The following is a 26,315-nucleotide window of genomic DNA, read 5'->3' as shown; positions in this document are numbered from 1 at the left end:
TCCCAATCTATAAAATTGGAATTTGGAATTTTTTTATTGTTTTATTTTAAGGCTTAGTGTCCGCCAGAAAGTTTTTTGTCAAAATTAATTCCTTGTTTTCTAAGGATTCCGCTTACGCTCCATGCGTAAAATGCTAAGTAGGCAAAACATAAAATACCTACAACATAACTTGCCTGAATACCAATAAACTCAGAAACAAAACCTTGTAACCAGCTAATAACACCACCACCCATAATCATCATGATAAGGAAGCTGCTTCCCTGGCTTGTATTTTTTCCTAATCCGCTTACGGCTAATGTAAAGATACATGGCCAAAGTGTACTACAGAATAAACCAACACTTGTAAAAGCGTAAACACTTACAATACCGCTAGTCGACATTCCGATAGCTAAGGCAACGATTCCTAATGCAGAGAATATAAGTAACATTCTGGCTGGGTTTCCTTTACTTGCGATATCAGCAGCAATTAATACTAAAATGATTAATCCGTAGATATAAAATGGCGTTAAATCGTGTTTTGCAATTGCATTTACGGCTAAGAATACTCCAAAAGCTAAATAAGGCGCTACAAAACGTAATATTTGCTGTAAACTTGCTTTATCTGTAAAAGCTTCAATAGCTCCTGTCCAACGTCCAATCATTAAACTTGCCCAATATAAGGAGATATAAGGAGCAACATCTTTCGTTAAAAATCCTAATTTACTTTCCATATAAGCCGGTAAGTTACTTGCAGTAGAAACTTCTACACCAACATAAAGAAAAATAGCGATCATTCCCATTACTAATTGTGGATATTGTAATGCAGATTTTTTTGCAGTTGCGCCATCGTGAGCAATTTCTTCTTCAATTAAAGCCGGTTTGTCCGGTAGTGAAGAGAATTTTAATAAAATTGCCACTAATAAAAACGCTAAACCAAGTATTAAATAAGGAATTTTTACACTTTCAATACTTAATGTAGATGATCCTGTGCTTGATCCGAAGATAGCAAAACTCACAATAAGCGGTCCGATTGTAGTACCTAAATTGTTAATTCCACCCGCTAATGTCAAACGCTGAGATCCGGTTGTAATTGGCCCTAAAGCAATAGCCAAAGGGTTTGCAACGGTTTGTTGTAGTGAAAAACCAAGTGCAACAATGAATAATCCTGATAACATTAAAGGAAAAGATCCTGTATTTGCAGCAGGGTAAAATAATAATGTTCCTAAGGCAGAAATAAGCAAACCTAGTGAAAGACCATTTTTATATCCTATTTTGTTTACTAAATCTTCTTTTATTAAAACAGAGATTCCCATATATATTAGTGATCCAACGGTGTAAGCAATATAAAATGCTAAAGATACTAATTGGCTTTCTCCCTGAGATAAATGGAATGCTGTTTTAAAAACAGGAATCAGGATGTCATTACTTGCAGCGACAAATCCCCAAAAGAAGAATACGATAACTAGAGGAATAAACTGTCCCCACTTCGTTTGTACATTTTCTGAACTCATAATTTGTGATAAGGTTAATTTTTTATTTTATTGTTTTTTGAAGACCGTAAATATATTTGTTAAGTATATCAAAAAAAAATAAAAAGGCACAAATAATGTTAAATTTAAACCAACGGCATCATTTTTTCAACAAAGTGTTAATTTTTACCGACTTAGAAAATGAAAAATGAAATTGTATTTTTACTCTAAAATCCTATTTTTAACGTCTTTACTGTAATTTCTTCCTATAGGAATGGTGTAGGACTGTATCTGGATTCTGTTACCTTCAATAGATTTTACCTTATTTAGCGCAATAACATACGATTTATGGATTCTAAGAAAGCGATCCGCAGGTAATTCTTCAGATAATGAAGTTAAGGATTTGTGTGTAATATAGGTTTTATCAGGCGTTACGACTTTGATGTATTCTTTCATTCCTTCGACAAACAAGATTTCTTCAATATTAATTTTCATCATTTTTTTATCTACTTTAATAAAAATATGAGAATCGCCTTTTGTGGTTTCTACTTTAATATTGTTCTTTAAATTGTATTCGGTTGTGATTTTGTTAATGCATTTTATAAATCTTGGAAGAGGAATGGGTTTTACTAAATAATCTAAAACATCAAGATCATAACTTTCGGCAGCAAATTCTCTAAACGCTGTTGTAATAATGACTTTGGTTTTGTTTTCGATTAAACTAATCAGTTCAAATCCGGTCATCATAGGCATATTGATATCTAAAAATACGGCATCGACAGCTGTACTGTTTATAAAATCAAGTGCTTCGAGAGAATTATTGAATGTAGCAATAACTTCAAAATCTGTAAAATTGTTGAAATAATTTTGCAAGACTTTGATAGCTAAAGGCTCATCATCAATCAATACGCATTTAATCTTCATTATGAATAGGTATTTGCAAGCGGATTATATAGTAATTTAGTTTTGTTTTGTGTTTGAGGCTGAAATTGTTTTTGTAAATTAATTTCAGTCGTTTTTTGGTATTGACCAATCCAATACCGCTTTTTGGGTTAAGATTTTGTGAAATTACAAAATTATTTAAGATTTCAAAATCTAACATTTTATTGTCAATAACTTTACAGTTAATTTTAATTTTTAAGTTACGGTTGTTTAATCCGCCGTGCTTAAATGCATTTTCGACCAATGAAATAAAGATGAGCGGAGGCACGACAATATCTTCAATATCTGACTCAAGATTTATGGTAACTTCTACATTCTCAAAGCGTAATTTTTCGATTTCGATATAATTCTGAATATAGTCTATTTCTTTTATAAGAGGTACAAACTTCGTTCCTTTTATATCATACAATACATATTCCATCAAATTCGATAATTTAATAATTACGTCAGGAACTTTGTTGGAAGATTCTAATGATAACGCGTATAAATTATTTAAAGTATTGAAAAAGAAATGCGGCTGAATTTGATTTTCAAGGTATTTTAATTTGATTTTAAACTGATTTTCCCGCAAAGATCTGTTTCTTTCCCTTTCGCGCATCCAGGTTAAAGTCAGGTAAACAGATGACGCCATGGCTAATACATACAATTCGCCAATGCAGACGGCTACGATATGATTAATTTCAAAAGGATGGTATTCTCTATTGGCTTCGGGCCAAATGTTTTCGGATATAATATAATAGGTAAGAGCCGTTTTTAAAAGGTAAATTCCAAAAAGACTTAACAATAAAGCAAAGGTGTACTGAATGTATTTTTGTCTTAAAACGAATTTGGGTACAAGAACAAAAAGATTAAAATATACTAACGGAATATGCAATGAAAATTCAATTAGATTCGATTTAAACGAATACGGATAATCATTAAAATAAGCGCCCCATCTTAAAAAGTTAAGAGTAAAGTAGCCTCCCCAAAACCAAATATGATTTTGCAGTTTTATTTCAAACTTTAATTTTTGAATTTCGTTCAATTTGTTTTATGGGGGGTTAGTTCAAATAGTATTCATAAGAATAATATTTTGCAACTTTAAACAATTAGTTGGTAAAACGCAATTCTTTTGAATAAAATTTTATCAAAATTGGCATTTCGTCGATTATTTTTAAAAGGGATCGTTTTCGTAAAACGTATTATTGATTGTTTTCTGTCGTTTGTTTAAGATTTGGGACAGTTTGTTTAAAAAGTTTTATTTATGTTAATTTTAACAATAAGTTTACTGCTTAACCAACAAAACCATGACAAAATGAAAAAAATTATGTTAATCTTAATCGTTTTTTTTACCGCGCATGTCACAGTCGCGCAAGTAAAAACGATCAAAGGTTTAGTAAGCGATCAAAAAGGATTGCCGTTACCGGGCGTTACTGTTCTTATCCAGGGAACAGCAAAAGCAACCCAAACGGATTATGATGGAATGTATGCCATTGAAGCATCAAAAGGCGATGTTTTAGTGTTCTCTTACATTGGTATTAAAACTAAAACAGTAACAGTTGGCGATTCGCCTCAGGTAAATGCTGTACTTGAAGAAAGTGCTCAAAACCTGGATGAAGTTGTTGTTACTGCATTAGGTATTAAAAGACAAAAGAAAGAGCTGGGTTACGCCGTTCAGGATATTAAAGGCGACCAGTTAAATAAAGTAATTACAACAAATGTAGCGACAGCACTTTCAGGTAAAATTGCGGGTGTTGATGTTTCTATACCGGCTACAGGTGCCGGCGGAAGCACAAGAGTTATTATTAGAGGTATCTCAAGTATAGGCGAGAATAACCAACCGCTTTATATTGTAGATGGCGTGCCTATTGATAATACAGGTTTGTCGAATGATACTGCTGCATCAAGCAAATGGTTTGACGGACGTGATAATGGTGACGGAATTTCGAGTATTAACCCAAACAATATTGAAAGTCTGACGGTATTAAAAGGAGCAGCGGCATCTGCTTTGTATGGTTCAAGAGCACTAAATGGTGTAATTTTAATTACAACTAAAAAAGGGAGCAAAGGAAAATTACAGGTAGAATTAACCAGCGGCGTTAGTTTTGACAAGGTAAATGCTAAATACGAAGATTTTCAAAGTGACTATGGAACGGGATCTCACGGACTTTTGCCGGATCCGTTAAAAGCACCTTCAGAAATTTACGGTTATACTACAAGTGCATGGGGACCAAAATTCTCTGAAACTGTAGGGCAGCAGGTTAAAATATTTGACGGTTCTATGAAACCGTATGCTAAAGTAGATAACAATATTCAGGGTTTTTTTAAAACGGGAGTTACAACAACCAACGGGATTTCGCTTTCTGGCGGAAGTGAGAACGCCTATATTCGTTTTGGATATAATAATCTTAAAAATGATGATGTTGTTCCGGGTTCAGGTTTAGAAAGAAATGATGCCAGTTTAAATGCAACTTTAAAATCAGAAAAATTTACGTTGGCAGCAAATGTAAATTACATGGTTGAAAAAACCGAAAACAGACCTGGTTTAGGAGATTCTCCAAATAACGTGGGATATTCTTTGAGTGGTTTAGCGCCAAATATTGATCAGGCGTGGCTGAAAAATTACTGGAATCCTGATACGGGAGAAATTTATAAATGGAACAATAATATTTATCAATTAAATCCTTATTTTACGGTTGATGCAAACCATAATACGTCTAAGAAAAATCGTTTTATGGGGAATGTTACCGGAACGTATCAACTTAAAAAATGGGTTGGATTAACTTTTAGAACCGGTTTGGATACGTATGTTTTTGGTTCTACAGATTTTATGGCACCCGGAAGTACATGGCCGGGCAGAGACACCGGTTATCTTGGTTTGAATGATATTACGGTATCTGAAATGAATACAGATATTATTGCGACTTTTAGCGATATTAAGCTGGCTACTGATTTGACTTTTTCAGGAATTTTGGGAACAAGCAGGAGAGATTTCAGAAGACAGGAAAATTCCAGTCAGGGAACTAATATAATCGAGGCGGGAACAGAATATATCAGTAATTTTTCTACTCAAACAATCAATGCGCCATCAGAAACCAGAACAAGAACAAATTCTGTTTACGGTGCTGCCAAGTTTGATTACAAAGGCTATTTGTATGCTGAGTTTACAGGAAGAAATGACTGGTTTAGTGTGATCACCAAAGATGCTTTTTATCCGGCAGCTTCGTTAGGTTTTATATTCTCAGAAGCCTTTGGTATTAAGAGTGATGCTTTTTCTTATGGTAAACTTAGAGGATCGTGGGCAAAAGTTTCTAATGCACCGGGCGCTTATAAAAACTCATTAAATTATACGACTTATTCTGCTTATGACGGACAAAGTGTGGTGAATATTAAAAATTCATCGGCACCAAATGCAAACCTGACTTTTCAGTCAAAAACAGGAATCGAGTTTGGATTGGAAACCGCTTTCTTTAAAAACAGATTAAAAGCAGATATAACAGTATATCGTGAAGATACCGCAGATCAAACTCTTGATTTAGCTTCTTCTGCAACATCAGGATATGAGTTTCTTTCTGTAAATGCAGGAAAATTGCGTAATGAAGGTATCGAGATATTTTTATCGGGCACGCCAATTAAAACGAAAGATTTTGAATGGGGAATTGATTTGAACTTTTCTAAAAATAAAAATTCAATTCTTTCTTTGCATCCGGATATTAACACGTATACCATTTCTGAGGCTCGTTGGGCGGGAGCAGCAATTGTGGCTCAGGTTGGCGGACAATACGGAACTATTATTGGAAAAGATTTTCAAAGAACGCCATCGGGAGAAATGATTGTAGGCGCAAACGGTCTTCCTGTTTATACCGATACTAAAGTAGAATTAGGAAAAGGACTTCCTGATTGGGCAGCTGGTTTAACAAACAGATTTTCGTATAAAGGCATTACGCTTCAGTTTTTATTAGATATGAAGTTTGGTATGGATGTATATTCTATGACAAACTCTGTTGCGGCAGGAAAAGGATTACTTGATGTCACTACAGAAGGCAGAGATGCTTATAATGCAGCAAGAGCCGCTGCAGCAGCCGCAGATCCTAATTTTAATGTAGGAACCTGGACGCCAACAGCAGGTTATGTAGCAAACGGAGTGGTGAATACAGGAACTGCTGAAAATCCAAATTATGTAAAAAACACAACTCCTGTAGATCCTCAGGCTTATTGGAGCAATGTTACCGAAAATACGCCTGCACCATTTATTTATGATGCTTCTTATGTAAAATTAAGAGAGGTAAGTTTAGGGTATACAATACCTAAAAGTGTTTTTGGCAGCTCTATAAACTCAATCTATATTTCTCTATTTGCACGAAATCTATTGACATTTAATAAAGATTTACCAAACATTGATCCTGAATCTATGTATACTTCAGGAAATGGACAAGGTTTTGAGTATGGTTCATTGCCATCAAGAAAATCATATGGTTTTAATATTAAAGTTGCATTCTAAAAAAGTAAATTATGAAAATTAAACATATAATAATAGCCACACTTGCAGTATTTACGGCAGTTGGCTGTACAGAAAATTTTGATGATCTGATAAAAGATCCGGTGGCATTATCGCCAAATCCGGCAGGTCAGCTTACATTTACCCAATTGTGTATGTCCGGAGATGGATATTACCAACACAGAACCAACTTAATATATGCCGGAGGTTTTGTGCAGCATTATTCAGGTTCATGGGCAGTAACAGAATATGGCAGCAAATTTAAAAACAACGAAGAATATGCCGTTGCTTTATGGAGAAATGTTTATGCGCATGAAATGAAAAGTATTGTAGATATTCTTGACAATACCAGTAAAGATCCTGCCGCTTCAAACATGAATGCTGTTGCCAAAATTATGAAAGTAATGATCGCGCAGCGTTTAACCGATATTTATGGCGATGTGCCTTATTCTGAAGCCGGTTTAGGTTTTTCGCAAGGAATTGTAACGCCTAAATATGACAAGCAAGAAGATATTTATACGTCATTTTTCAAAGAATTAGACGAAGCTTTTAATCAGTTAAACGCTGGCGGAGGAACGGTAAAAGGCGATTTATTTTATAACGGAGATATTGCAAAATGGAAAAAATTAGCCAATACCATGCGTTTGCGTTTAGCGATGAGAATCTCAGAAGTAAATCCGGCAGAAGCTGAAAAACAAGCTAAAGCAGCTTTTCAAAATGGTGTTTTTACCAGCAATGATGACAACTGTATCATGCATCATTTGGATTTTCCTTTTAGTGATGATCCTGCCAGACTTGATTACAGAGGAAACGGATTGTCTTACGGTTTTATCTCTGATGAACACGGAGATCATTTCAGCTCTTTATTAATTGATTTTTTAAGAGACAACGGAGATCCGAGATTAACGATGATCGCAACTCCTAAAACAAGCAGCAGTGTGGTATACTGGTCGCCAATACAACCCGGAGAAACATTATATGAAGGCGTTAAACCGGGAATGTTTAGATGGGATCTTCCCGGAGGATCAAATTCTGCATCTGGAATACAGCCGTATTTAAAACTAAGAACAACTCCTTTTTTACATGTTAGTTATTCAGAAACCCAATTATTATTGGCCGAAGCAGCTTTTAGAGGCTGGGTTACAGGTGCTGCAGCTGATTATTATAAAAACGGAGTGGAAGCAGGGATAAAACAAATGGAAATTTATGGTGCTGCTCCTGCCACACAAGCAGATATTAATGCCTATTTAACGGCGCATCCTTTAGTAGCCGGAACAGAAAAAGAGCAAATAGGAACGCAAATTTGGGTCACTTATTTATTTAATAGTATTGAAGCCTATTCAAACTGGAGAAGAACCGGATATCCGCATTTAATACCAATAACAAATTCAGATTCAGGAACCGGCGGTGTTGTACCAACACGTTTGTATTATCCGAATGATGAAATGCAGAAAAACCAGAAAAACTATTTAGACGCTTTATCAAGAATGGGTGGAAAAAATGACTGGTTAGGTAAAGTTTGGTGGGATGTAAACTAAAAAAAACAAACCAGTTGAACGTAATTTTTTTAACACATAGAAACATAGGATTTAGATACCTGATAAAGGCGTTTCACTTGTTGAAATGCACATAGCAATGGACAGATCAAAGATTAAAGATCAAAAAAAATCTGCTTAATCTGCCAAATCTGTGTGAGAAAAAAAGCTAAGTGAAACGCTTTTTCTCCACAGTAAACTATGTTTCTATGTGTTAAAATCTCGGAATTCCAACCATAAACATATGCCTAATACGGTATTATTTTCATTCTAATTAAATTAAAAACAACAAGTTTAAATTAAAAATTATGATAAAAAATAACGCCTTATTAGGCATCCTTTTTTTTCTAAGTTCGCTTTTTTCCGTGTACGGCTGTTCAAATCAAAAAGAAACAGATTCTGATCATTCAAAAAAAACGGCACGAGTAGTCGGCTATTTATCTTCAGACAATTTTGATAAAATCAGCATGATTCAGTTTTGTAAATTGACGCATCTTAATCTCGCATTTGCAAATCCTGATAAAAATGGAAATCTAAATTTTAACGGAGATATTGATGCACTTGTTACTTATGTAAAATCAGTCAATCCGAAAATTAAAATTAGTATTTCGCTTGCAGGCGGCGTTTTATCGGAAGAAATAGCATCAAACTGGAAATTTCTCATTGATAATCCCGAAAACAGACCCAATTTAATTCAGAATATAATAAACTTTATAACACTTCATAAATTAGACGGAGTCGATGTTGATCTCGAATGGGATGCCGTAACAACAGGATACAGTGGTTTTGTTATTGAATTAAAAAAAGAACTTATTTTAAAAAATAAACTTTTAACGGCAGCATTGCCCAATAATTCCCGATTTGAAAATATAAGTAATGAAGCTTTAAATGCATTTGATTTTTTAAATATCATGTCGTATGATAGTACCGGACCGTGGACTCCCAATAATCCCGGACAGCACAGTTCGTTTGAAAACGCAAAAACAGGAATTGAATTCTGGAATAAACAACAACATATTTCAAGTGATAAGTTAACGCTTGGTGTACCTTTTTACGGATATAATTTTACCTATCCCGAAGTTACAAGTGCTACATACGCTCAAATTGTGGCTACCAACGTAGAATTTGCAGATCAGGACGAAGTAGGTAAAATTTATTATAACGGAAGACCAACAATAGATCAGAAAGTTGAATTTGCCTCTGAAAATACAGGAGGAATAATGATATGGGAAATTGCGCAGGACTCTTTCGATCAGTATTCGTTATTAAATGTAATCCATAAAAAATATACAGCGCTAAAAATCAAGACTACAGGAATGTGCAACAACTAAAAATGCTGCTGAAAACGACATCAAAAAATACTTTTTTACCGCATGTAAAACTTTGAATTTTTTGTTAATTTTTTTACGCTTTTCATAGTTAATTCCTTAATTATTACCACAATATCGCATTTAAACCTGTTGGTGTTATATTGAGTAATTCGTAACTAATTTGAGTTTTTTATTGCATATAAGAAAGACAATTCTAAAAAACCTTAGAATTAATCAAACGGAAAACGTTTTCGTAAAACGCATTATTGAATGATTTATGTCGTTGGTTTAAAAAACGAAGCTGTTTGTATAATTTATTTTTTTTAACAATACGTTAAGAATAAATTTACACCATAACTAACAAAATAAATAACATGAAAAAAATTTTCTTAATCTTTATGATTGCTTTTACGGCGCAAGTTTCGCTTGCTCAGGTAAAAAGTATCAAAGGTGTGATTACAGATTCTGATGGGATGCCGTTACCAGGGGCGTCTGTTGCAGTACAAGGAGGTCAAAAAGGTTCAAGTACCGATTTTGACGGTTTGTATACAATTGAAGCGCAAAAAGGACAAACATTAGTTTTTACTTATGTAGGTCTTGAAACACAAAGTATAGTTGTAGGCGATGCTACTACAATTAACGTTAAAATGGGACAAGCAGCATCAAATGCACTTAACGAGGTTGTGGTAACTTCATTAGGTTTAAAGAAAACGAGAAAATCTTTGACTTATGCAGCTCAGGAACTTAAAGGAGAAGAGTTAACAAGAGTTAGAGATGCCAACGTTATCAATACAATTGCCGGTAAAATTGCCGGTGTTGCCGTAACTAAAAGTTCTGGTGGAACTGGTGGATCTACAAAAGTAGTTATTCGTGGAAATTCTTCTATTTCAAACAGTCAGCCTTTATATGTTATTGATGGTATCCCAATGTTGAACTCAGGTTCAGGACAGCCAAATGATTCATTTGGTAGTTTAGCAGGAGGTAACCGTGATGGTGGAGATGTAATTTCTCTTGTTAATCCGGATGATTACGATGGAATGACAGTTCTTAAAGGTGCTGCGGCTTCTGTATTATATGGTTCTCAGGGAGCAAATGGTGTTATTTTACTTTCTTCTAAAAAAGCAAAAACAGGAAAAGCTAATATTTCTGCTTCATCTGTAACTACTTTTGAAGAAGCGGCTTATATGCCTAAATTTCAAACAGATTATATCGCTGCTCCGGGAGCTGATGAATCTTGGGGAGCTAAACAAAAGTCTCCTGATCACGTAAAAGACTTTTTTAATACAGGAACAACTCAAATTACTTCAGTAGGATATTCTATTGGTTCTGAAAATTCTTCAACAGCATTTTCTTATGCTAATACTTCTGCTACAGGAATTGTACCTGGAAATGCTTTAAAGAAAAATAACTTTGGTATTAGACAAACAGCTAAATTCTTTGGTGATAAATTAACTTTTGCAGCAAATGCAAACTATACTTCTCAAACTATTCAAAATAAACCGGTTAACGGATTTTATTTTAACCCGCTTACAGGAGTTTATTTAATGCCAAGAGGAAATGACTTTAATTATTATAAAGATAATTATGAAGTATTTAATCCTACAAGAAACTTAATGGCGCAAAACTGGATGACAAATAGAGATATTATGCAAAATCCATATTGGGCAATTAACAGAAACAAATCTGAAGATAAAAATGATTTCTTTAACGGAGCATTATCTTTAAACTACAAAGCAACAAATTGGTTAAGCATTGCATCTCGTTACAGCTACAACAGAGTAACAAGTATTTTTGATAAAAAAATATATGCTACAACACAAGGAACACTTTCTAATGTAAACGGAAGATACATCAATGAAAATTCTTTAAGCACACAACGTTATGGTGATTTAATCGCTACAATTAATACAAAAATTGGATCAGATTTTAACTTCAACGCTAATATTGGTGGAAGTATTACAAATACTTTGACAAACCAAAAAACAATTTTAGATTCTGGAATTAGTGGAGGTTTAAATATTACAAACTGGTTTACACTTCATAATTTTAATAATAATACAGGAAACTATCAAACAGTAGATTCTCAAAGAGAAGTTCAATCGGTTTTTGCAGCAACTACTTTTGGTTATAAAGATATGTTGTTCTTAGATCTTTCAGGAAGAAATGACTGGTCATCTACAGTTTCAGATCCTTATTTTTATCCATCTGTGGGTGTAACTGCACTTATTAGCGAAATGGCTAGTTTACCAGAATGGATTAACTACGGTAAAGTTCGTGGTACTTTTGCAAAAGTGGGTAACGATATTTTTCCATTCGTAACAAATCCTACCTATTATTCTGCACCGGGCGTTTCAGGAATAAATCCTAAAGTTGGACCAAGACCAGGCGAAACATTGAAACCGGAATTAAAATCTGAATTTGAATTTGGTACAGAATGGAGAATGTTCAACAACAGATTAGGTTTTGAAATCTCTTACTATAATTCTGAAACTAAAAACCAATACCTGCAAGTAGTTGCTCCGGTAAACGATATGGGATATGATTTTTACGGAATTAATGCAGGAAGTATCGAAAACAAAGGTATTGAGGTTGTGTTAACAGGTGGAATCATCAGAGGAGATAAATTTTCTTGGGATACTACAGTAAACTTTTCTAAAAACAATAATAAAGTAAAAGAAATCCCTACTGAATTAGGAGGTAGAGTTAACTTAACTGAAGCTGGAGTAAACAGCTATAGATATGCTTTAATAGAAGGAAAACCTTATGGAGTTATTGAAGGAATCAACTTTAAAAAAGATGATCAGGGCAGAATTTTATTAAACGATGACGGAACAATTCAAAGAACAGATTTTGAAGAAGTTGGAAATGCAAATCCGGATTTTATGTTAGGTTGGTCAAACTCATTTAAATTGGGTTCTTTCTTTGCAAACGTATTGATCGATGGTCGTTTTGGAGGAGATGTAATGAGTTTAACAGAAGCACAAAATGATTCATTTGGAGTTTCTAAAGCAACAGGAGATGCAAGAAATGCCGGAGGTGTTGCAATTAATGCAGTAAGAGCAAGTGATGGTACTGCTGTAACGACAATGGATGCAAAATCGTACTACACACAAGTTGGAGGTAGAGCGGGTATTACAGGAGAATATATGTATGATGCAACAAACGTAAGCGTTAGAGAAGTTTCTATCGGATATAATTTCAATCCAAAAACATTACCTTTTATTCAAACTGCAAGTATCTCATTAATTGCCAGAAATTTATTCTTTATATATAAAGATGCGCCTTTTGATCCAAACATTGCATTAAGTACTGCCCAAGGTTTACAAGGAGTAGATATTTATGGTTTACCATCTACTAGAAGTATCGGTCTTAATTTAAATGTAACTTTCTAAAATTAAAAACATGAAACTAAATAATATAACAAAAGCAGCTGTCTGCATTTCATTGTTGACAACATTTGGTTGCACAGACAACTTTGAGGAAATTAACACCAATAAGGAAGGGATTACACCAGAATTATTAGAGCAGGATTTTAACCACATCAAACAAGGTTTTGCACCTATATTTAATAACATTCAGGTTATCACGGCCAATTTTGAGTGGGTATACCAATTACAACAAAACTTAAACAGTGATATCTGGTCAGGATACATGGCTACGCCAACAGGTTTTGCAGGAGGTATCAACAATACAACGTATGCATTGGTTGATGGCTGGAACGGATTTATCTGGGATTATGCTTATAAAAATGTAATGTATAATGCAGTAGATATTGAAAAGAAATCAAAAGGAAAATTCGATCAGTTTTATGCCTTATCATTGATTTTGAAAGTAGAAGGAATGCACAGATTAACAGATACTTTTGGTCCTATTATCTATTCTAAATACGGAAACACAAGTCCAACAGAATATGACAGCCAGGAGCAAGTTTATAACCAATTTTTTAATGAATTGGATATAGCTGTTGCAGATTTAACACAAAGAGTTGATGACGGAGATACTGGAGAAAGTACTTTTAAAACAACTGATTTAACAGCATACAAAGGAAAATACAAACAATGGGTAAAATTTGCTAACACTTTACGTTTAAGATTAGCAATGCGTATTGTAAAAGTAAATCCTGCATTAGCAAAACTTCAGGCAGAAAAAGCTGTAGCACACAAATTTGGAGTAATGCAATCAAACGGTGATTTATTTAAAATTATATCTCCGGTTTATACAAACCCGCTTGCAACAATTAGTGGTTCATGGTTAGACATTCGTATGTCTGCAGATATGGAGTCAATTATGGGCGGATACGAAGATCCAAGAACGGAAGCGTATTTTGATCCTTCAACACAATTTCCTGGTCAATACAAAGGAGTTCGTACCGGAATTGAAATTGCTGCAAAAGCAGATCACCAGGATTTTTCTGGTCTTGGAACTGTTGCAAAAACAAACGAAATTGTTTTAATGACTACTGCCGAAGCTTATTTTTTAAGAGCAGAAGGTGCATTAAGAGGATGGGATATGGGAGGTGATGCTAAATCACTATATGAGCAAGGTATTGCAGCATCATTTGGACAAAGAGATGCAGCAGGTGTAGCAGCTTATATTGCTGATAATACAAAATTACCTAAAGCTTATGTTGACCCTAAATTTCCGATAAATAATTCTCCAGCGGTAAACAACGTTACTGTGGCTTGGGATGAAGCAGCAACTAACGAAGTGAAATTGCAAAAAATTATTACTCAAAAATGGATTGCAGGTTTCCCTGAAGGACAAGAAGCATGGTCTGATTACAGAAGAACAGGGTATCCAAAACTTTTCCCGGTACTTAAAAATTATAGTGGAAACACAATCACAACTGAGTTTGGTGTAAGAAGAATCAATTTTGTTCAATCTGAAAAATCAAGCAATCAAGGTGGTGTAGATAGTGGAATTTCTAAGTTAGGAGGTCCTGATACAGGAGGAACAAGATTATGGTGGGATACTACCGGATCTAACTTCTAAAAAAAAAATAAAAAAAAAAAAGAATATTAAGTTTGGTTAGCAAATGGTATAAGCGGTGAAAATTGCTTATACCATTTCAAAACCAAAACGGTAATTACTATAAAAAGGAAAAAATGAAAAGTGCTTTAGAAATAAAACCTGATATCAGCTATAAAAGTGCAGGAAAATTTGAAGAGACCAGATTCGAAAAAATTCATAACGAAATTTTCAAAAGTTCTGCCGAAGCTTCGATAATTGTTGCCCAGGAAATTGCACAATTGATCAGAACCAAACAAGAAAAAAATAAAGCTTGTGTGTTAGGTTTGGCAACAGGTTCATCTCCTATAAAAGTGTACGAAGAATTAGTGAGAATGCACAGAGAAGAAGGCCTTAGTTTTAGCAATGTAATCACTTTTAATCTGGATGAATATTATCCAATGACAAGAGAAAACAATCAGAGCTACCACTATTTCATGCACCAGCATCTTTTTAATCATATTGATATTAAACCGGAAAACGTTAATATTCCGGATGGTAATGTCGCTATAGATGAGTTAAATCAATACTGTATTGATTATGAAATGAATATTAAAAGTGTTGGCGGACTTGATTTTCAATTATTAGGAATTGGGCGTACAGGTCACGTAGGTTTTAACGAACCGGGATCGCACATTAACTCCGGTACAAGAATTATTACACTGGATCATATTACAAGAGTAGATGCCTCGTCAGATTTTAATGGTATAGACAACGTTCCAAAAAGAGCGATTACCATGGGAGTTTCTACCATCATGAGATCAAAAAGAATCGTATTAATGGCTTGGGGACAAAACAAAGCCGATATCATTAAAAGAACCATACAGGGAGATATCAGTTCAGAAGTTCCCGCAACATTTTTACAAAACCACCCAAATGCGACTTTCGTTTTAGACCAGTCTGCAGCTGTAGAATTAACGCGTTTTAAAACGCCATGGCTTGTTGGAGAATGTATTTGGACACAAGAATTAAAAAGCAAAGCGATTGTTTGGTTATGCCAAAAAACAAAACAATCCATATTAAAATTAACAGACCGTGATTACAACAATAACGGAATGTCTGATCTATTGGCACAAGAAGGTTCTGCTTATGATTTGAACATCAATATGTTCAACGTATTGCAGCATACCATCACAGGATGGCCGGGTGGAAAACCAAACACAGACGATTCACATCGTCCGGAAAGAGCAAATCCTGCAAAAAAACGAGTGATTCTTTTTAGTCCGCATCCGGATGATGATGTGATTTCTATGGGAGGAACTTTTTCAAAATTGATAAAACAAGGTCACGATGTACACGTAGTATATCAAACCTCCGGAAATATAGCTGTTACAGACGACGAAGCCTTAAAATTTGCTGAAGTTGCCAAAGATTTTGTTGGTGAAGCAGGAAGTGGCATAAACTTTAAATCTGTAATTGAATTTTTGAATAGCAAATCAGAAAATCAAATCGACTCCTTAGAAGTTCGAAAATTAAAAGGACTTATAAGAAGACGAGAATCGTATGCAGCAACAAGATACATTGGCTTAAAAGATGAAAACACACACTTTCTCGATCTTCCGTTTTATGAAACAGGACAGGTTAAGAAAAATCCGCTAGGGCCAGAAGATATTGCCATTGTAAAAGATATTATTGCCAAAATAAAACCACATCAGGTATTTGCAGCAGGAGATTTGGCAGATCCGCACGGAACACATGAAGTATGTTTAAATGCGATTTTTGCAGCCATGAAGCAATTAAAACCTGAAAAATACATGGATGATTGCTGGTTATGGCTTTACAGAGGAGCGTGGCACGAATGGGACATTCACGAAATTGATATGGCTGTTCCGCTTTCTCCATCAGAAGTATTATTAAAACGACACGCGATTTTATACCACCAATCACAAAAAGACAGAGTAATGTTTCAGGGAAATGACTCCAGGGAATTTTGGGTTAGGGCAGAAGATCGTAACAAAAATACAGCCATCTTATATGATGAACTAGGTTTGGCTGAGTACGAAGCTATCGAGGCGTTTAAGCGTTTTGACTATTAGCGTTGTTTTTAAAAAGGATTCGGGTGAGAGCGAATCAAACCACAAAATTCAGATCGGCTTTCATAGCAATTGTGAGGGTTTCTTGAAAGTCTTTCTGAATTTGTTTTCCTTATATTATTAATGTTGCTTCGGTAACATCTTTTCAAAAAAATAAAAATGAAATATTTATTAGTCCTACTACTAGCAGGTGTAACTTCTAGTGCTCAGATCCAGAAAGAGCAGCTAAATCTTATGCCGTGGCCTCAAAGTGTTGTTTTAAACGACGGAAATTTTGCTTTAAATAAAAACTTTAAAGTAAACATTACCGGAAATCCAAATCCAAGAATTTTTGGAGGAGTAACTCGTTTTTTACGCCGCCTAGATGGTAGAACCGGTATCTTTTTTCAACAAGGTTTCATTACAAAATTAAATGAAGCTCCGGATGCCGAACTTCAGATAAACTGTACCAAAAGCGGAAAAATTGGTTTGTATGAAGACGAAAGTTATCATTTAGACATCGCTCAAAATAAAATTACAATCAATGCAACCAGCGATTTAGGCGCTTTACACGGCCTTGAAACGTTATTGCAGATGCTGCAGAATAATAATACCTCATTTTATTTCCCTAACTCACAAATTTCAGATTTTCCAAGATTTACATGGAGAGGTTTAATGATTGACGCTGCAAGACATTTTCAGCCGGTAGATGTTATCAAAAGAAATATCGACGGACTTGCTGCCATGAAAATGAATGTTTTTCACTGGCATTTGGTAGACGATCAGGGTTGGAGAATCGAAATGAAAAAACATACTAAGTTAATCGAATTAGCTTCGGATGGAATGTATTACACACAAGAGGAAATTAGAAATATCGTAAAATATGCAGATGAGCGCGGTATTTTGATCGTTCCGGAAATAGATGTTCCCGGTCACGGAACTGCAATTCTTACGGCGTATCCGGAAATTGGCAGCAAAGTGATTACGCTGACAGGCGGAACTTCAGAAAAAAATATTCAGGGAACCGCAATTGCGACCTATGGAGTTGAAAGAAATGCAGGTATTTTTTCGCCAACATTAGATCCTTCAAATCCTAAAACATATCAGTTATTAAGTGAACTTTTTGATGAGGTTTGCCCTTTATTTCCCGGAGCTTATTTTCATATCGGGGGAGATGAAAATGAGGGGAAAGATTGGGATGCAAACCCGAAAATCCAGGAGTTTAAAAAGAAAAATAAATTAGCCACAAACCACGAATTGCAAACATATTTTACCATGCAATTAGTTCCGATGCTTAAAAAACACGGAAAGCAATTAATGGGATGGGAAGAAATTTTGACCAAAAACATGTCAAAAGAAGCCATTATTCATTCCTGGAGAGGACCAAATGAAGGAATGGTTGCAGGACAATCTTTGACAGATGCAGTAAAAAAAGGATACAAGACAGTATTATCAAACGGATATTATATCGATTTGATGTACCCAATTGCAAGTCATTATTTAAATGATCCAATGCCAAAAGGTGCCGATTTAACGGCCGAAGAAAAAGCAAGAATTTTGGGCGGAGAAGCTACAATGTGGACAGAACTTGCAACACCAACAACAATAGATTCAAGACTTTGGCCAAGAACAGCCGCAATTGCAGAAAGACTTTGGTCTGCAGAAGATATTACAGATTTGGCAAGCATGCGCAAACGTCTTGAAACAGTTTCTTTTAGATTAGAAGAACTTGGATTAACGCACATTCGCAACAGAGCCGTTATTTTAAGAAATATTGCCAATAACCAAAATATAAAATCGCTTAACGAATTCACGAATGTTTGCGAACCGTTAAAAGGATATACAAGAAATAAAGGCGGAACAGAATATCAAATGTATTCGCCGTTTACACTTTTTGCAGATGCATGCACGCCGGATGCGAAAGATGCTTTGGCGTTTGATGATGCCGTAACACAATATCAGACCAATAAAACGGCTGAAAATAAAGCAAAAGTAGCAGGATTTTTAAACAAATGGATTGCCGTAAATAAAGGTTTGGTTGAGTTGAGTTCCACAGCGCCGCTAGTACAGCCAATTTTACCTTTATCGAAAAAATTAAATGATGCATCGCAGGAATTGCTGCTTGTTTTAGATAATAAATCGACTTTAAAATTGGAGGATTTGCAGCGTTTAATCGAACAATGTAACACAAAAGATCACGCAGATGTTGAGCTCGCAGTTTATGCAAGCTTAAAGAAATTAATATAAAAGTTTGGTTTGAATTAGTGTTTAGTAAGTTTATGTTACCTGTTTAGAATTTTAATTATCTCTACTGCAAAACTTCAGTAGAGGTAATTATAGTAAAACTTCGGACAAAAAAAATTTTCAAACTTTAAAAAAATTAACCAATAAAATCATTAAAAAATAACCATTAAAAGAGTATTAACCTTAAAAAACCAAATAAAGTAAGAATAAAAACATGACAAAACCAAGTATTTAGATTGATGAGTTATCCCAAATTTATCATTTGTATGTAATACTAATTTTTAAAAGAATTATACATAAATATCAATCAATACTATTTGCTAAGATTATGGTAGAATCAGTAATAGTAATATTTATTTATAGAACGTAATATGAATTAATTTCCAACGGATTGCATGTTTTTCGATTGCAGTTCTTGAATCCCGGTTATTCTGTTTGCATGCTTTGTTGGTATGTAAAGTATTGTAATTGGAATATTTATTTTCTATTAACCAATATTAATTAACTATGAAACATTATTACAGATTGCTTTTTTTGTTACTGTTTCCCTTACTTGCCCTGGCCCAACCAGCCCACGGTAAAAAAGTAGTAGGGTACTATGCGCAATGGTCTATTTATGCAAGGGATTTCAACGTTCCCAAGATAGATGGAAGTAAAATTACGCATTTGAATTATTCTTTTTATGGAACAACTTATGATCCCGCACATCCGGAGAATACAAAGTTGTTATGTTTGGACACCTATGCTGATTTTGAGCATATGGAAGGCGGAATACCGTGGGATGCTCCTGTAAAAGGGAATTTTTATGATTTGAAAAAATTAAAAGAAAAGTACCCGCATCTTAAAATTTTAATTTCTGTTGGAGGATGGACAAAAGGTCAGGATCTTTCTCCAATTGCAGCAAGTCCCGTTGCAAGAGCCGCTTTGGCTGCAGATATGGCAAACTTCATTGTTACGTATCCTTTTATTGACGGATTCGACATTGACTGGGAGTATCCTCTTTCTGGTGGAACAGACGGTACTGAAGTAATTAACGGAGCACCAATTCCTCCGCAAAAGTACAGCCCGGACGACAACAAAAATTTAGTGTATTTATTGAAAGCAATGCGTCAGGCAATGCCAAATAAATTAATCTCGATTGCTGCCGGAAACAATGTTCGTAAAGTGGCTTCGCAATATTTAGGACCATCAAACAGAGCACAATACGGAATGACAGAAGACATTTCGACGTATTGTGATTACATTACTTATTTTGGATATGATTTTGGTGGAAACTGGTATGATAAAACATGCTACAATGCCCCTTTGTATGCAAGTGGAAACACAAATGATCCGCTTTATGGAGCAACACAATCAGAATCATTAGACGAATTAACAAATCAATACTTGAATGTTGTTGGTTTTCCTGCGAATAAATTAATCATGGGATTGCCTTTTTACGGGAAAAAATTTGATCATGTAGCGACAAATTCAACAAATGGATTATTCGTTTCAGCTCCAAGAGATGTTGTTGCAGGATGTACAAATCCGCAAAATCCAACAGGAACATGGGACGGACCGGCAGCTTGCGAAAAATCAGGAAGTATCGAAATTTGCGATTTAGTCGGAAATCCCGTTACCAATTCACACGCTTATTTAGATCCAAACACCATGTTGGTTACACCAGCCGCAGCTTCTGCAGGATGGGTGCGTTACTTTGATAACACCACAAAAGTTCCTTACTTATACAATGCTACTTTAAAACAGTTCATCTCTTATGAAGATAAACAATCGATGGATTTAAAAGTGCAGTATATTAAATCGAGAAATCTTGCCGGAGGTATGGTTTGGGAATTATCTCAGGATACAAGAGGTTCAATTCCAAACTCCTTATTAACACAGGTAGATACATCATTCGGAAGCGTTGTTCCGGGAACAGTAAGTATTGCAGGTTCAGTAAAAAACGGATCAGCTTTAGTACCAAATGTTACCGTTGAATTAAGAAACGCAAGCAATGTAGTATTGCAAACAGTAGTTTCTACAGGAGGAAATTTCACGTTCAGTAATTTAACTTCGGGACAAAATTATATACTTACAGCTTTAAAAGCCACTTATACTTTTACTCCCGTAACGTTAACCAATGTAACAACGAACCAAACAGGAGTTGTTATTAATGGAACTCAGCCTTTATATACAGTTAGCGGAACAGTTCTTAACGGAACAACAGGAGTTTCTGGTGTTACAGTTACAGCAACTTCAGGATCTACAGTTTTAACAGCAGTTTCTAATGCAAGCGGAGTTTACAGCGTTGCAGGTTTAACAGCCGGACTAAACTTTACCGTTACAGCTGCAAAAACAGGATTCTCTTACACACCAACTTCAACAGTTTATAACGTAATTGATTCTAACAAAACGTTGAATTTTGCTCAAGGCGCACCAATTGTTTATTACACCGTAAGCGGATCCGTTTTAAACAATACAACACCAGTTTCAGGAGTAACAATAACGGCAACTTCAACAGCCGGAACTTTTACAGCAACTACAAATTCAAGCGGAGTTTATACAATTGCTAATTTACCGTCAGGCGGAAATTATACCGTAACAGCAGCTTTGGCAGGACAAACGTATACGCCGGCTTCAACAGTTTATACCAATCTAACAGCCAACAAAACATTAAACTTTACGCAAGATGTTATTGTAACACCTACAAACAAAATCAGCGGAACAGTTAAAAACGGAACAACTCCGGTTGCTGGTGCAAAAGTAGAAATCGTTTTACCCTGGACAGATAGTACACACAACTGGAAAAGTGTTATTGCTGTAACAGATGCACAAGGAAAATACAGCTTTGATAATTCAGTTGTAGCAGGTTATACAACCATTACAAGTTTAAAATTAAACACTTGGGAAAACGCAGAAACAACCTATTATCCAAACAATCTGGCGAATTTTGCAGTTCCTGCAAACCCAACAGTTTACAACTTTAATACAAGTGCGACTGCAAAATCAGCACAAGTTCTTGCCAACTTAATTAGCGGAAGCGTTAAAAACGGAACAGTTGCAGTAGCAGGAGCAAAAGTAGAAATCGTTTTACCGTGGACAGATAATACACATAACTGGAAAAGTGTTTTAGCAACAACAGATGCATCAGGAAATTATACTTTCGATAACTCAGTTGTAGCAGGTTATACACAAATTTTAAGTTTGAAATTGAATTCATGGGAAAATGGTGAAGTGACTTATTATCCAAATAACTTAGCCAATTTTGCAGTTCCAACAAGCCCAACAGTTTATAATTTTAATAGACAAGCGGTGGTTGCGACTAAACCGGTGGTTACCATTACAGCGCCAACAGCTTCGGCAATTGCTATAAATTTAGGGTCATCAATTAATTTTGTTGCAAGTGTTGGATTAAGTGCTGCAGATGCCACTACAATTTCATCTGTTGTATTTAGTTTAGATGGACAAACTTTGAGTGCTACCAATTCTTCGGGAACTTACACATCAGTTTGGACACCGGCAGCAAATCAGTTTTCGCTTAGTCATACATTAACCGTTACGGCCACTGCATCAAACGGAACAACAGATGCAAAAACATATAGTTTTACATTAACTTGTTCAGGTGCAAACTGCCCAAATTCATTACCTGTAATTACTTGGAATTCACCATCGAATACCACTGTAAACCAAAGTTCTTTTCAGGTTGTGCCAATTTCAGTTACAGCTGTCGATAGTAACGGATCAGTTTCAGGAGTTACCATTACAATAAACGGAGGTACATTTAACATGACAGCGGGTGCAAATAATATCTATACGTATAATTTTACACCAACTGCTTATCAGGATTATCCAGTTGTCATCAAAGCAACCGATAATCAATCTGGTGTAACTACATTAAACAACACAATTAAAATTGCTCCGGTGAGCACGAATAGATTTATCCCGCTTCCATCTAAAATTATTTTAGGATACGCACACTCTTGGGAAAATGCTTCAGCTCCGTTTTTATATTTTTCTCAAATGGTTGGAAGTAAGTTTAACGTAGTCGATTATTCATTCGTAGAAACAGTTAATCGTGATGGTTACACACCAATATTAACTACAAACGACACCAGATATTTGACTAATGGTGTTTTCAATAAGCAATTATTGAAAAATGATATAAAATCATTAAGAGATAGCGGCGTTCCTGTTATTGTCTCTATCGGAGGTCAAAATGGACATGTTGTTTTAGACAATGTAACTCAAAAAAATATTTTTGTTAATGGTCTGAAAGCAATTATCGACGAGTATCAATTTGATGGAGTTGATATTGATTTTGAAGGCGGATCGATGAATTTTAATGCAGGAGGATTAAGAGATATTTCTTATGCAGGTATTTCTGCTTATCCAAGATTAAAAAACGTAGTAGATGCTTTCAAAGAATTAAAAGCTTACTATGGCACTGGGTTTTTATTAACTGCAGCTCCGGAAACACAATACGTACAAGGAGGATATTCTACCTATACAGATACTTTTGGTTCGTTCCTTCCAATCATTCAAAACTTGCGTAATGAACTAGATTTGTTAGCGGTACAATTGTATAATACAGGAGGAGAAAACGGATTAGATGGTCAATATTATGGTTCAGCTAAAAAAGCAAACATGGTAACTGCCCTGACTGATATGGTGATAAAAGGATATAACATTGCTACAACAGGAATGCATTTTGATGGTTTACCGGCATCAAAAGTTCTTATTGCATTACCAGCTTGTCCAAGTGCAGCAGGCAGCGGTTATTTAACACCGGCAGAAGGAATTAGTGCTATGAATTATTTAAGAACCGGAACCACTTTTTCAGGAAGAACATACACTATGCAGCCAGGCGGACCATATCCTTCTTTAAGAGGTTTAATGACTTGGTCTGTAAACTGGGATGCATCTTCTTGTGGTAATTCATCTGAATTATCTAAAGCCTATGCCGCTTATTTTGCATCAGCAGGAAAAACATTAGCAGTTGAAAAAATTGAAGCAAAAAGCAACACAATTGTTTACTTTAAAAACAATGCCTTAACGGTAACAAATGAAACCGAGGACATTGCACACGTAGACGTATTTAATACAATTGGACAAACTTTGGTAAACCACCAAAACGTTCAGAATAATAAAGAAATTTTACTGCAAAACCAAAGTTTCGCAACGAAGCAAATATTCATAGTTGTAGTAACAGACAAAGCAGGAAACAAAAAATCATTCAAAGTCATGAACTTTTTAAACTAAAGTTTAACAATGAATGTAAAATTTAGAAATAGAAAAATTGGGACGGTTAAAATTGAGTTTGGTTATTTATTTTTTAATCTGGTTTTTATTTCGAATAAATGCATTGAATTTAGGTGATTTGTTATTTGGTTTTCACCTGAAGGAGAGCATTATGAACCCGGCAATTATTGCCGGGTTTTTTTATGGTTTAAAATGAGGTAAGACTCATTTTTGTCATCTCGACGGAGGAGAGATCACAAAAAACGCGAATAAAAAATCTGCTTAATCTGCCAAATCTGCGTGAAAAATTTTAAGTACTTTTGATACCCAATTATTCCTCTAAAAATGAAAAAAACAATCACCATCATATTATTTCTAATACTCACGTCAACTTTCGCCCAAACCAAATACGGAAATCCGGAAATTGATCCCATTCAAATTCAGAAAAACTTCAACGATTGGTCAGCATATCAAAGCAAAAAAATCATGCTTTCAAGAGATTTTGTAGCATTAGATCCTCTTTCAAAAGAAACCTCAAAAGAATCATTTTTAGATCAAATGGCAAACGGAAATTTTATTCCAATCAGATTAAAATCAGACGATTCGATTTATTATTACAAGTTGTTTAAAATTCAGCCAAAATCAGATACAAGTATAAAAGCAACCATCAATCAAATTGGTTTTGATGCTTACAAAAACTATAAAATGGGAGGCACTGCATTTCCAAAATTCTCATTTAAAGATTTAGATGGAAACGTAGTTTCAAACGAATCGATGAAAGGAAAAATCATCGTAATTAAATGCTGGTACATTCACTGTACGCCTTGTATAAGAGAATTTCCGCAAGTAAATCGTTTAACAGAAGAATACAAAGACCGAAAAGACATTCTTTTTATAAGCCTTGCCGAAGATTCACCGGAACAATTAAAAACATTTCTGGCAAGAAAACCATTATCCTATTCCGTAATTCCGGATATGAAAATTTACATGAATGAAACACTTGATTTGAATGCTTTTCCAACACATTTTATCCTGAATAAAGAAGGTTTGATTTCGAAAGTTTTACCCAATTTCGAAAGTTTAGAAGTAGCTTTGGCGAAAGAAAGTAAACTGTAGTTATTTTAGTAAAGTTATTTTTTATTCAGTTTTAATATTTCCCTATCAAAATCAGATATATATTCTCTGTCCTGAATAATTCGGTATTTATCAAACTCCATTTCAGCTTTAATTTTTGCTTCCAAATGAGAAATTTTACCTTTATCATTCAAAATTGGATAATTGGAAAGTTGTAGAAAATTGTTTAAAAAGATAGTCCAATCTTCCATTTGCATGATAATCTGTCTTTTGGCGTAATTTTCAGCTAAATCTAAATATGCTGAAACAATTCTATTAAGCTCTTGAATATGTGCATCATTCAAATAGTTTTTAGCAACACTAACATCACTTTTTAGAATTTTTCCGTCAGGCGCATCTTTCCATGTCGAAAGTCCCATATAAATTTTGGTGGCATCGGCTTCCGAATAAATGATTTCAGCAGCAGTTTTACCGGTTATTGCCCAATGTAGTTTATTTTGTACCGTTGCAAAAAAAGCTTTAGTTTCAATACTGTCTTTCTCATAATTTGCAGAAAGAGAATAGATATCGGTTATTTTTTGATAAAATCGCCTTTCAGAAGAACGGATTTCGCGAATTCGTTCCAGTAATTCTTCAAAATAATCTTTACCAAAAGCTTTTCCGTTTTTTAGCATTTCATCATTTAAAACAAATCCCTTGATGATAAATTCTTTTAGTGTTTTGGTTGCCCAAATTCTAAATTGAGTAGCCTGGCTCGAATTTACTCTGTAGCCAACTGCAATAATAGCATCGAGATTGTAAAATAATGTGCTGTAATTTTTACCATCTGATGCAGTTGCTCGAATTTTTCGAGTAACTGAGTCTTTATCTAATTCGTTAGATTTCAGTATTTTTCCTAAATGATATGTTACTGTATTTGATTCAATACCAAATAATTGAGCCATTGCTTTTTGCGAGAGCCAAAAACTCTCATCAAGATACGTTACTTCGACTTCGATATTGGTTTGAGTGGTTTGATATAATAAAATTGGCGCCTGCATAATTTTGAA

General features: G+C 34.8%; 13 protein-coding genes. 9 read left to right on the top strand and 4 right to left on the bottom strand.

Annotated features, from left to right (window positions below):
* Positions 1 to 53 precede the first annotated feature (53 nt).
* The 3 genes from OLM54_RS09190 to OLM54_RS09180 all read right to left on the bottom strand — a co-directional run bounded on the left by OLM54_RS09190 (position 54) and on the right by OLM54_RS09180 (position 3,414).
* The gene (locus tag OLM54_RS09190; RefSeq protein ID WP_264538287.1) at positions 54 to 1,490 is read right to left on the bottom strand and encodes an MFS transporter; all 1,437 of its coding nucleotides are present in this window, start codon (positions 1,488 to 1,490) and stop codon (positions 54 to 56) included.
* A gap of 180 nt (positions 1,491 to 1,670) precedes the next feature.
* On the bottom strand, positions 1,671 to 2,372 hold the full coding sequence (locus tag OLM54_RS09185; RefSeq protein ID WP_264538286.1) for a LytR/AlgR family response regulator transcription factor: 702 nt from the start codon (positions 2,370 to 2,372) through the stop codon (positions 1,671 to 1,673).
* A complete protein-coding gene (locus OLM54_RS09180; RefSeq protein ID WP_264538285.1) occupies positions 2,362 to 3,414 on the bottom strand; it encodes a sensor histidine kinase in 1,053 nt (350 codons plus the stop codon). Before OLM54_RS09180 ends, OLM54_RS09185 begins: the two co-directional genes overlap by 11 nt.
* Positions 3,415 to 3,684: 270 nt before the next feature.
* On the opposite strand from OLM54_RS09180, the gene OLM54_RS09175 reads away from it, so the two are divergent.
* The 9 genes from OLM54_RS09175 (at position 3,685) to OLM54_RS09135 (ending at position 25,308) form a co-directional block, all read left to right on the top strand.
* Positions 3,685 to 6,870, top strand: a complete 3,186-nt coding sequence (locus OLM54_RS09175; RefSeq protein WP_264538284.1) for a SusC/RagA family TonB-linked outer membrane protein — start codon at positions 3,685 to 3,687, stop codon at positions 6,868 to 6,870.
* A gap of 11 nt (positions 6,871 to 6,881) precedes the next feature.
* The gene (locus OLM54_RS09170) at positions 6,882 to 8,405 is read left to right on the top strand and encodes a SusD/RagB family nutrient-binding outer membrane lipoprotein (protein WP_264538283.1); all 1,524 of its coding nucleotides are present in this window, start codon (positions 6,882 to 6,884) and stop codon (positions 8,403 to 8,405) included.
* 305 nt (positions 8,406 to 8,710) lie between these two features.
* Positions 8,711 to 9,733: a glycosyl hydrolase family 18 protein gene (locus OLM54_RS09165; protein ID WP_264538282.1), complete on the top strand. Its 1,023-nt coding sequence runs from the start codon at positions 8,711 to 8,713 to the stop codon at positions 9,731 to 9,733.
* 353 nt (positions 9,734 to 10,086) lie between these two features.
* Positions 10,087 to 13,104 (top strand): SusC/RagA family TonB-linked outer membrane protein, encoded by a 3,018-nt coding sequence (locus OLM54_RS09160; protein WP_264538281.1) that lies wholly within the window; start codon positions 10,087 to 10,089, stop codon positions 13,102 to 13,104.
* A gap of 10 nt (positions 13,105 to 13,114) precedes the next feature.
* On the top strand, positions 13,115 to 14,704 hold the full coding sequence (locus OLM54_RS09155; protein WP_264538280.1) for a RagB/SusD family nutrient uptake outer membrane protein: 1,590 nt from the start codon (positions 13,115 to 13,117) through the stop codon (positions 14,702 to 14,704).
* A 113-nt stretch (positions 14,705 to 14,817) separates the two neighbouring features.
* Positions 14,818 to 16,755 (top strand): glucosamine-6-phosphate deaminase, encoded by a 1,938-nt coding sequence (gene nagB, locus OLM54_RS09150; protein ID WP_264538279.1) that lies wholly within the window; start codon positions 14,818 to 14,820, stop codon positions 16,753 to 16,755.
* A gap of 156 nt (positions 16,756 to 16,911) precedes the next feature.
* Positions 16,912 to 18,978 (top strand): beta-N-acetylhexosaminidase, encoded by a 2,067-nt coding sequence (locus OLM54_RS09145; RefSeq protein WP_264538278.1) that lies wholly within the window; start codon positions 16,912 to 16,914, stop codon positions 18,976 to 18,978.
* A gap of 504 nt (positions 18,979 to 19,482) precedes the next feature.
* Positions 19,483 to 24,213 (top strand): T9SS-translocated chitinase ChiA, encoded by a 4,731-nt coding sequence (chiA, locus tag OLM54_RS09140; RefSeq protein WP_264538277.1) that lies wholly within the window; start codon positions 19,483 to 19,485, stop codon positions 24,211 to 24,213.
* Between the two features lie 324 nt (positions 24,214 to 24,537).
* A complete protein-coding gene (locus OLM54_RS09135) occupies positions 24,538 to 25,308 on the top strand; it encodes a TlpA family protein disulfide reductase (protein ID WP_264538276.1) in 771 nt (256 codons plus the stop codon).
* A 14-nt stretch (positions 25,309 to 25,322) separates the two neighbouring features.
* Here OLM54_RS09135 and OLM54_RS09130 read toward each other — a convergent pair whose 3' ends face one another.
* Positions 25,323 to 26,306, bottom strand: coding sequence for a virulence RhuM family protein (locus OLM54_RS09130; protein WP_264538275.1), 984 nt, complete (start codon positions 26,304 to 26,306; stop codon positions 25,323 to 25,325).
* Positions 26,307 to 26,315: the final 9 nt, after the last annotated feature.

The sequence above is a fragment of the Flavobacterium sp. N1736 genome (assembly GCF_025947065.1).
Classification (GTDB): Bacteria; Bacteroidota; Bacteroidia; order Flavobacteriales; family Flavobacteriaceae; genus Flavobacterium.
The sequence above is the reverse complement of the archived record's forward strand: the minus strand, read 5'-3'. Positions and strand labels throughout refer to the sequence as shown.

Bases quoted from the DNA above. Each gene is read 5' to 3' on its own strand.
- OLM54_RS09190 (WP_264538287.1), bottom strand. From the start codon at position 1,490: ATGAGTTCAGAAAATGTACAAACGAAGTGGGGACAGTTTATTCCTCTA.
- OLM54_RS09185 (WP_264538286.1), bottom strand. From the start codon at position 2,372: ATGAAGATTAAATGCGTATTGATTGATGATGAGCCTTTAGCTATCAAA.
- OLM54_RS09175 (WP_264538284.1), top strand. From the start codon at position 3,685: ATGAAAAAAATTATGTTAATCTTAATCGTTTTTTTTACCGCGCATGTC.
- OLM54_RS09170 (WP_264538283.1), top strand. From the start codon at position 6,882: ATGAAAATTAAACATATAATAATAGCCACACTTGCAGTATTTACGGCA.
- OLM54_RS09165 (WP_264538282.1), top strand. From the start codon at position 8,711: ATGATAAAAAATAACGCCTTATTAGGCATCCTTTTTTTTCTAAGTTCG.
- OLM54_RS09160 (WP_264538281.1), top strand. From the start codon at position 10,087: ATGAAAAAAATTTTCTTAATCTTTATGATTGCTTTTACGGCGCAAGTT.
- OLM54_RS09155 (WP_264538280.1), top strand. From the start codon at position 13,115: ATGAAACTAAATAATATAACAAAAGCAGCTGTCTGCATTTCATTGTTG.
- nagB (WP_264538279.1), top strand. From the start codon at position 14,818: ATGAAAAGTGCTTTAGAAATAAAACCTGATATCAGCTATAAAAGTGCA.
- OLM54_RS09145 (WP_264538278.1), top strand. From the start codon at position 16,912: ATGAAATATTTATTAGTCCTACTACTAGCAGGTGTAACTTCTAGTGCT.
- chiA (WP_264538277.1), top strand. From the start codon at position 19,483: ATGAAACATTATTACAGATTGCTTTTTTTGTTACTGTTTCCCTTACTT.
- OLM54_RS09135 (WP_264538276.1), top strand. From the start codon at position 24,538: ATGAAAAAAACAATCACCATCATATTATTTCTAATACTCACGTCAACT.
- OLM54_RS09130 (WP_264538275.1), bottom strand. From the start codon at position 26,306: ATGCAGGCGCCAATTTTATTATATCAAACCACTCAAACCAATATCGAA.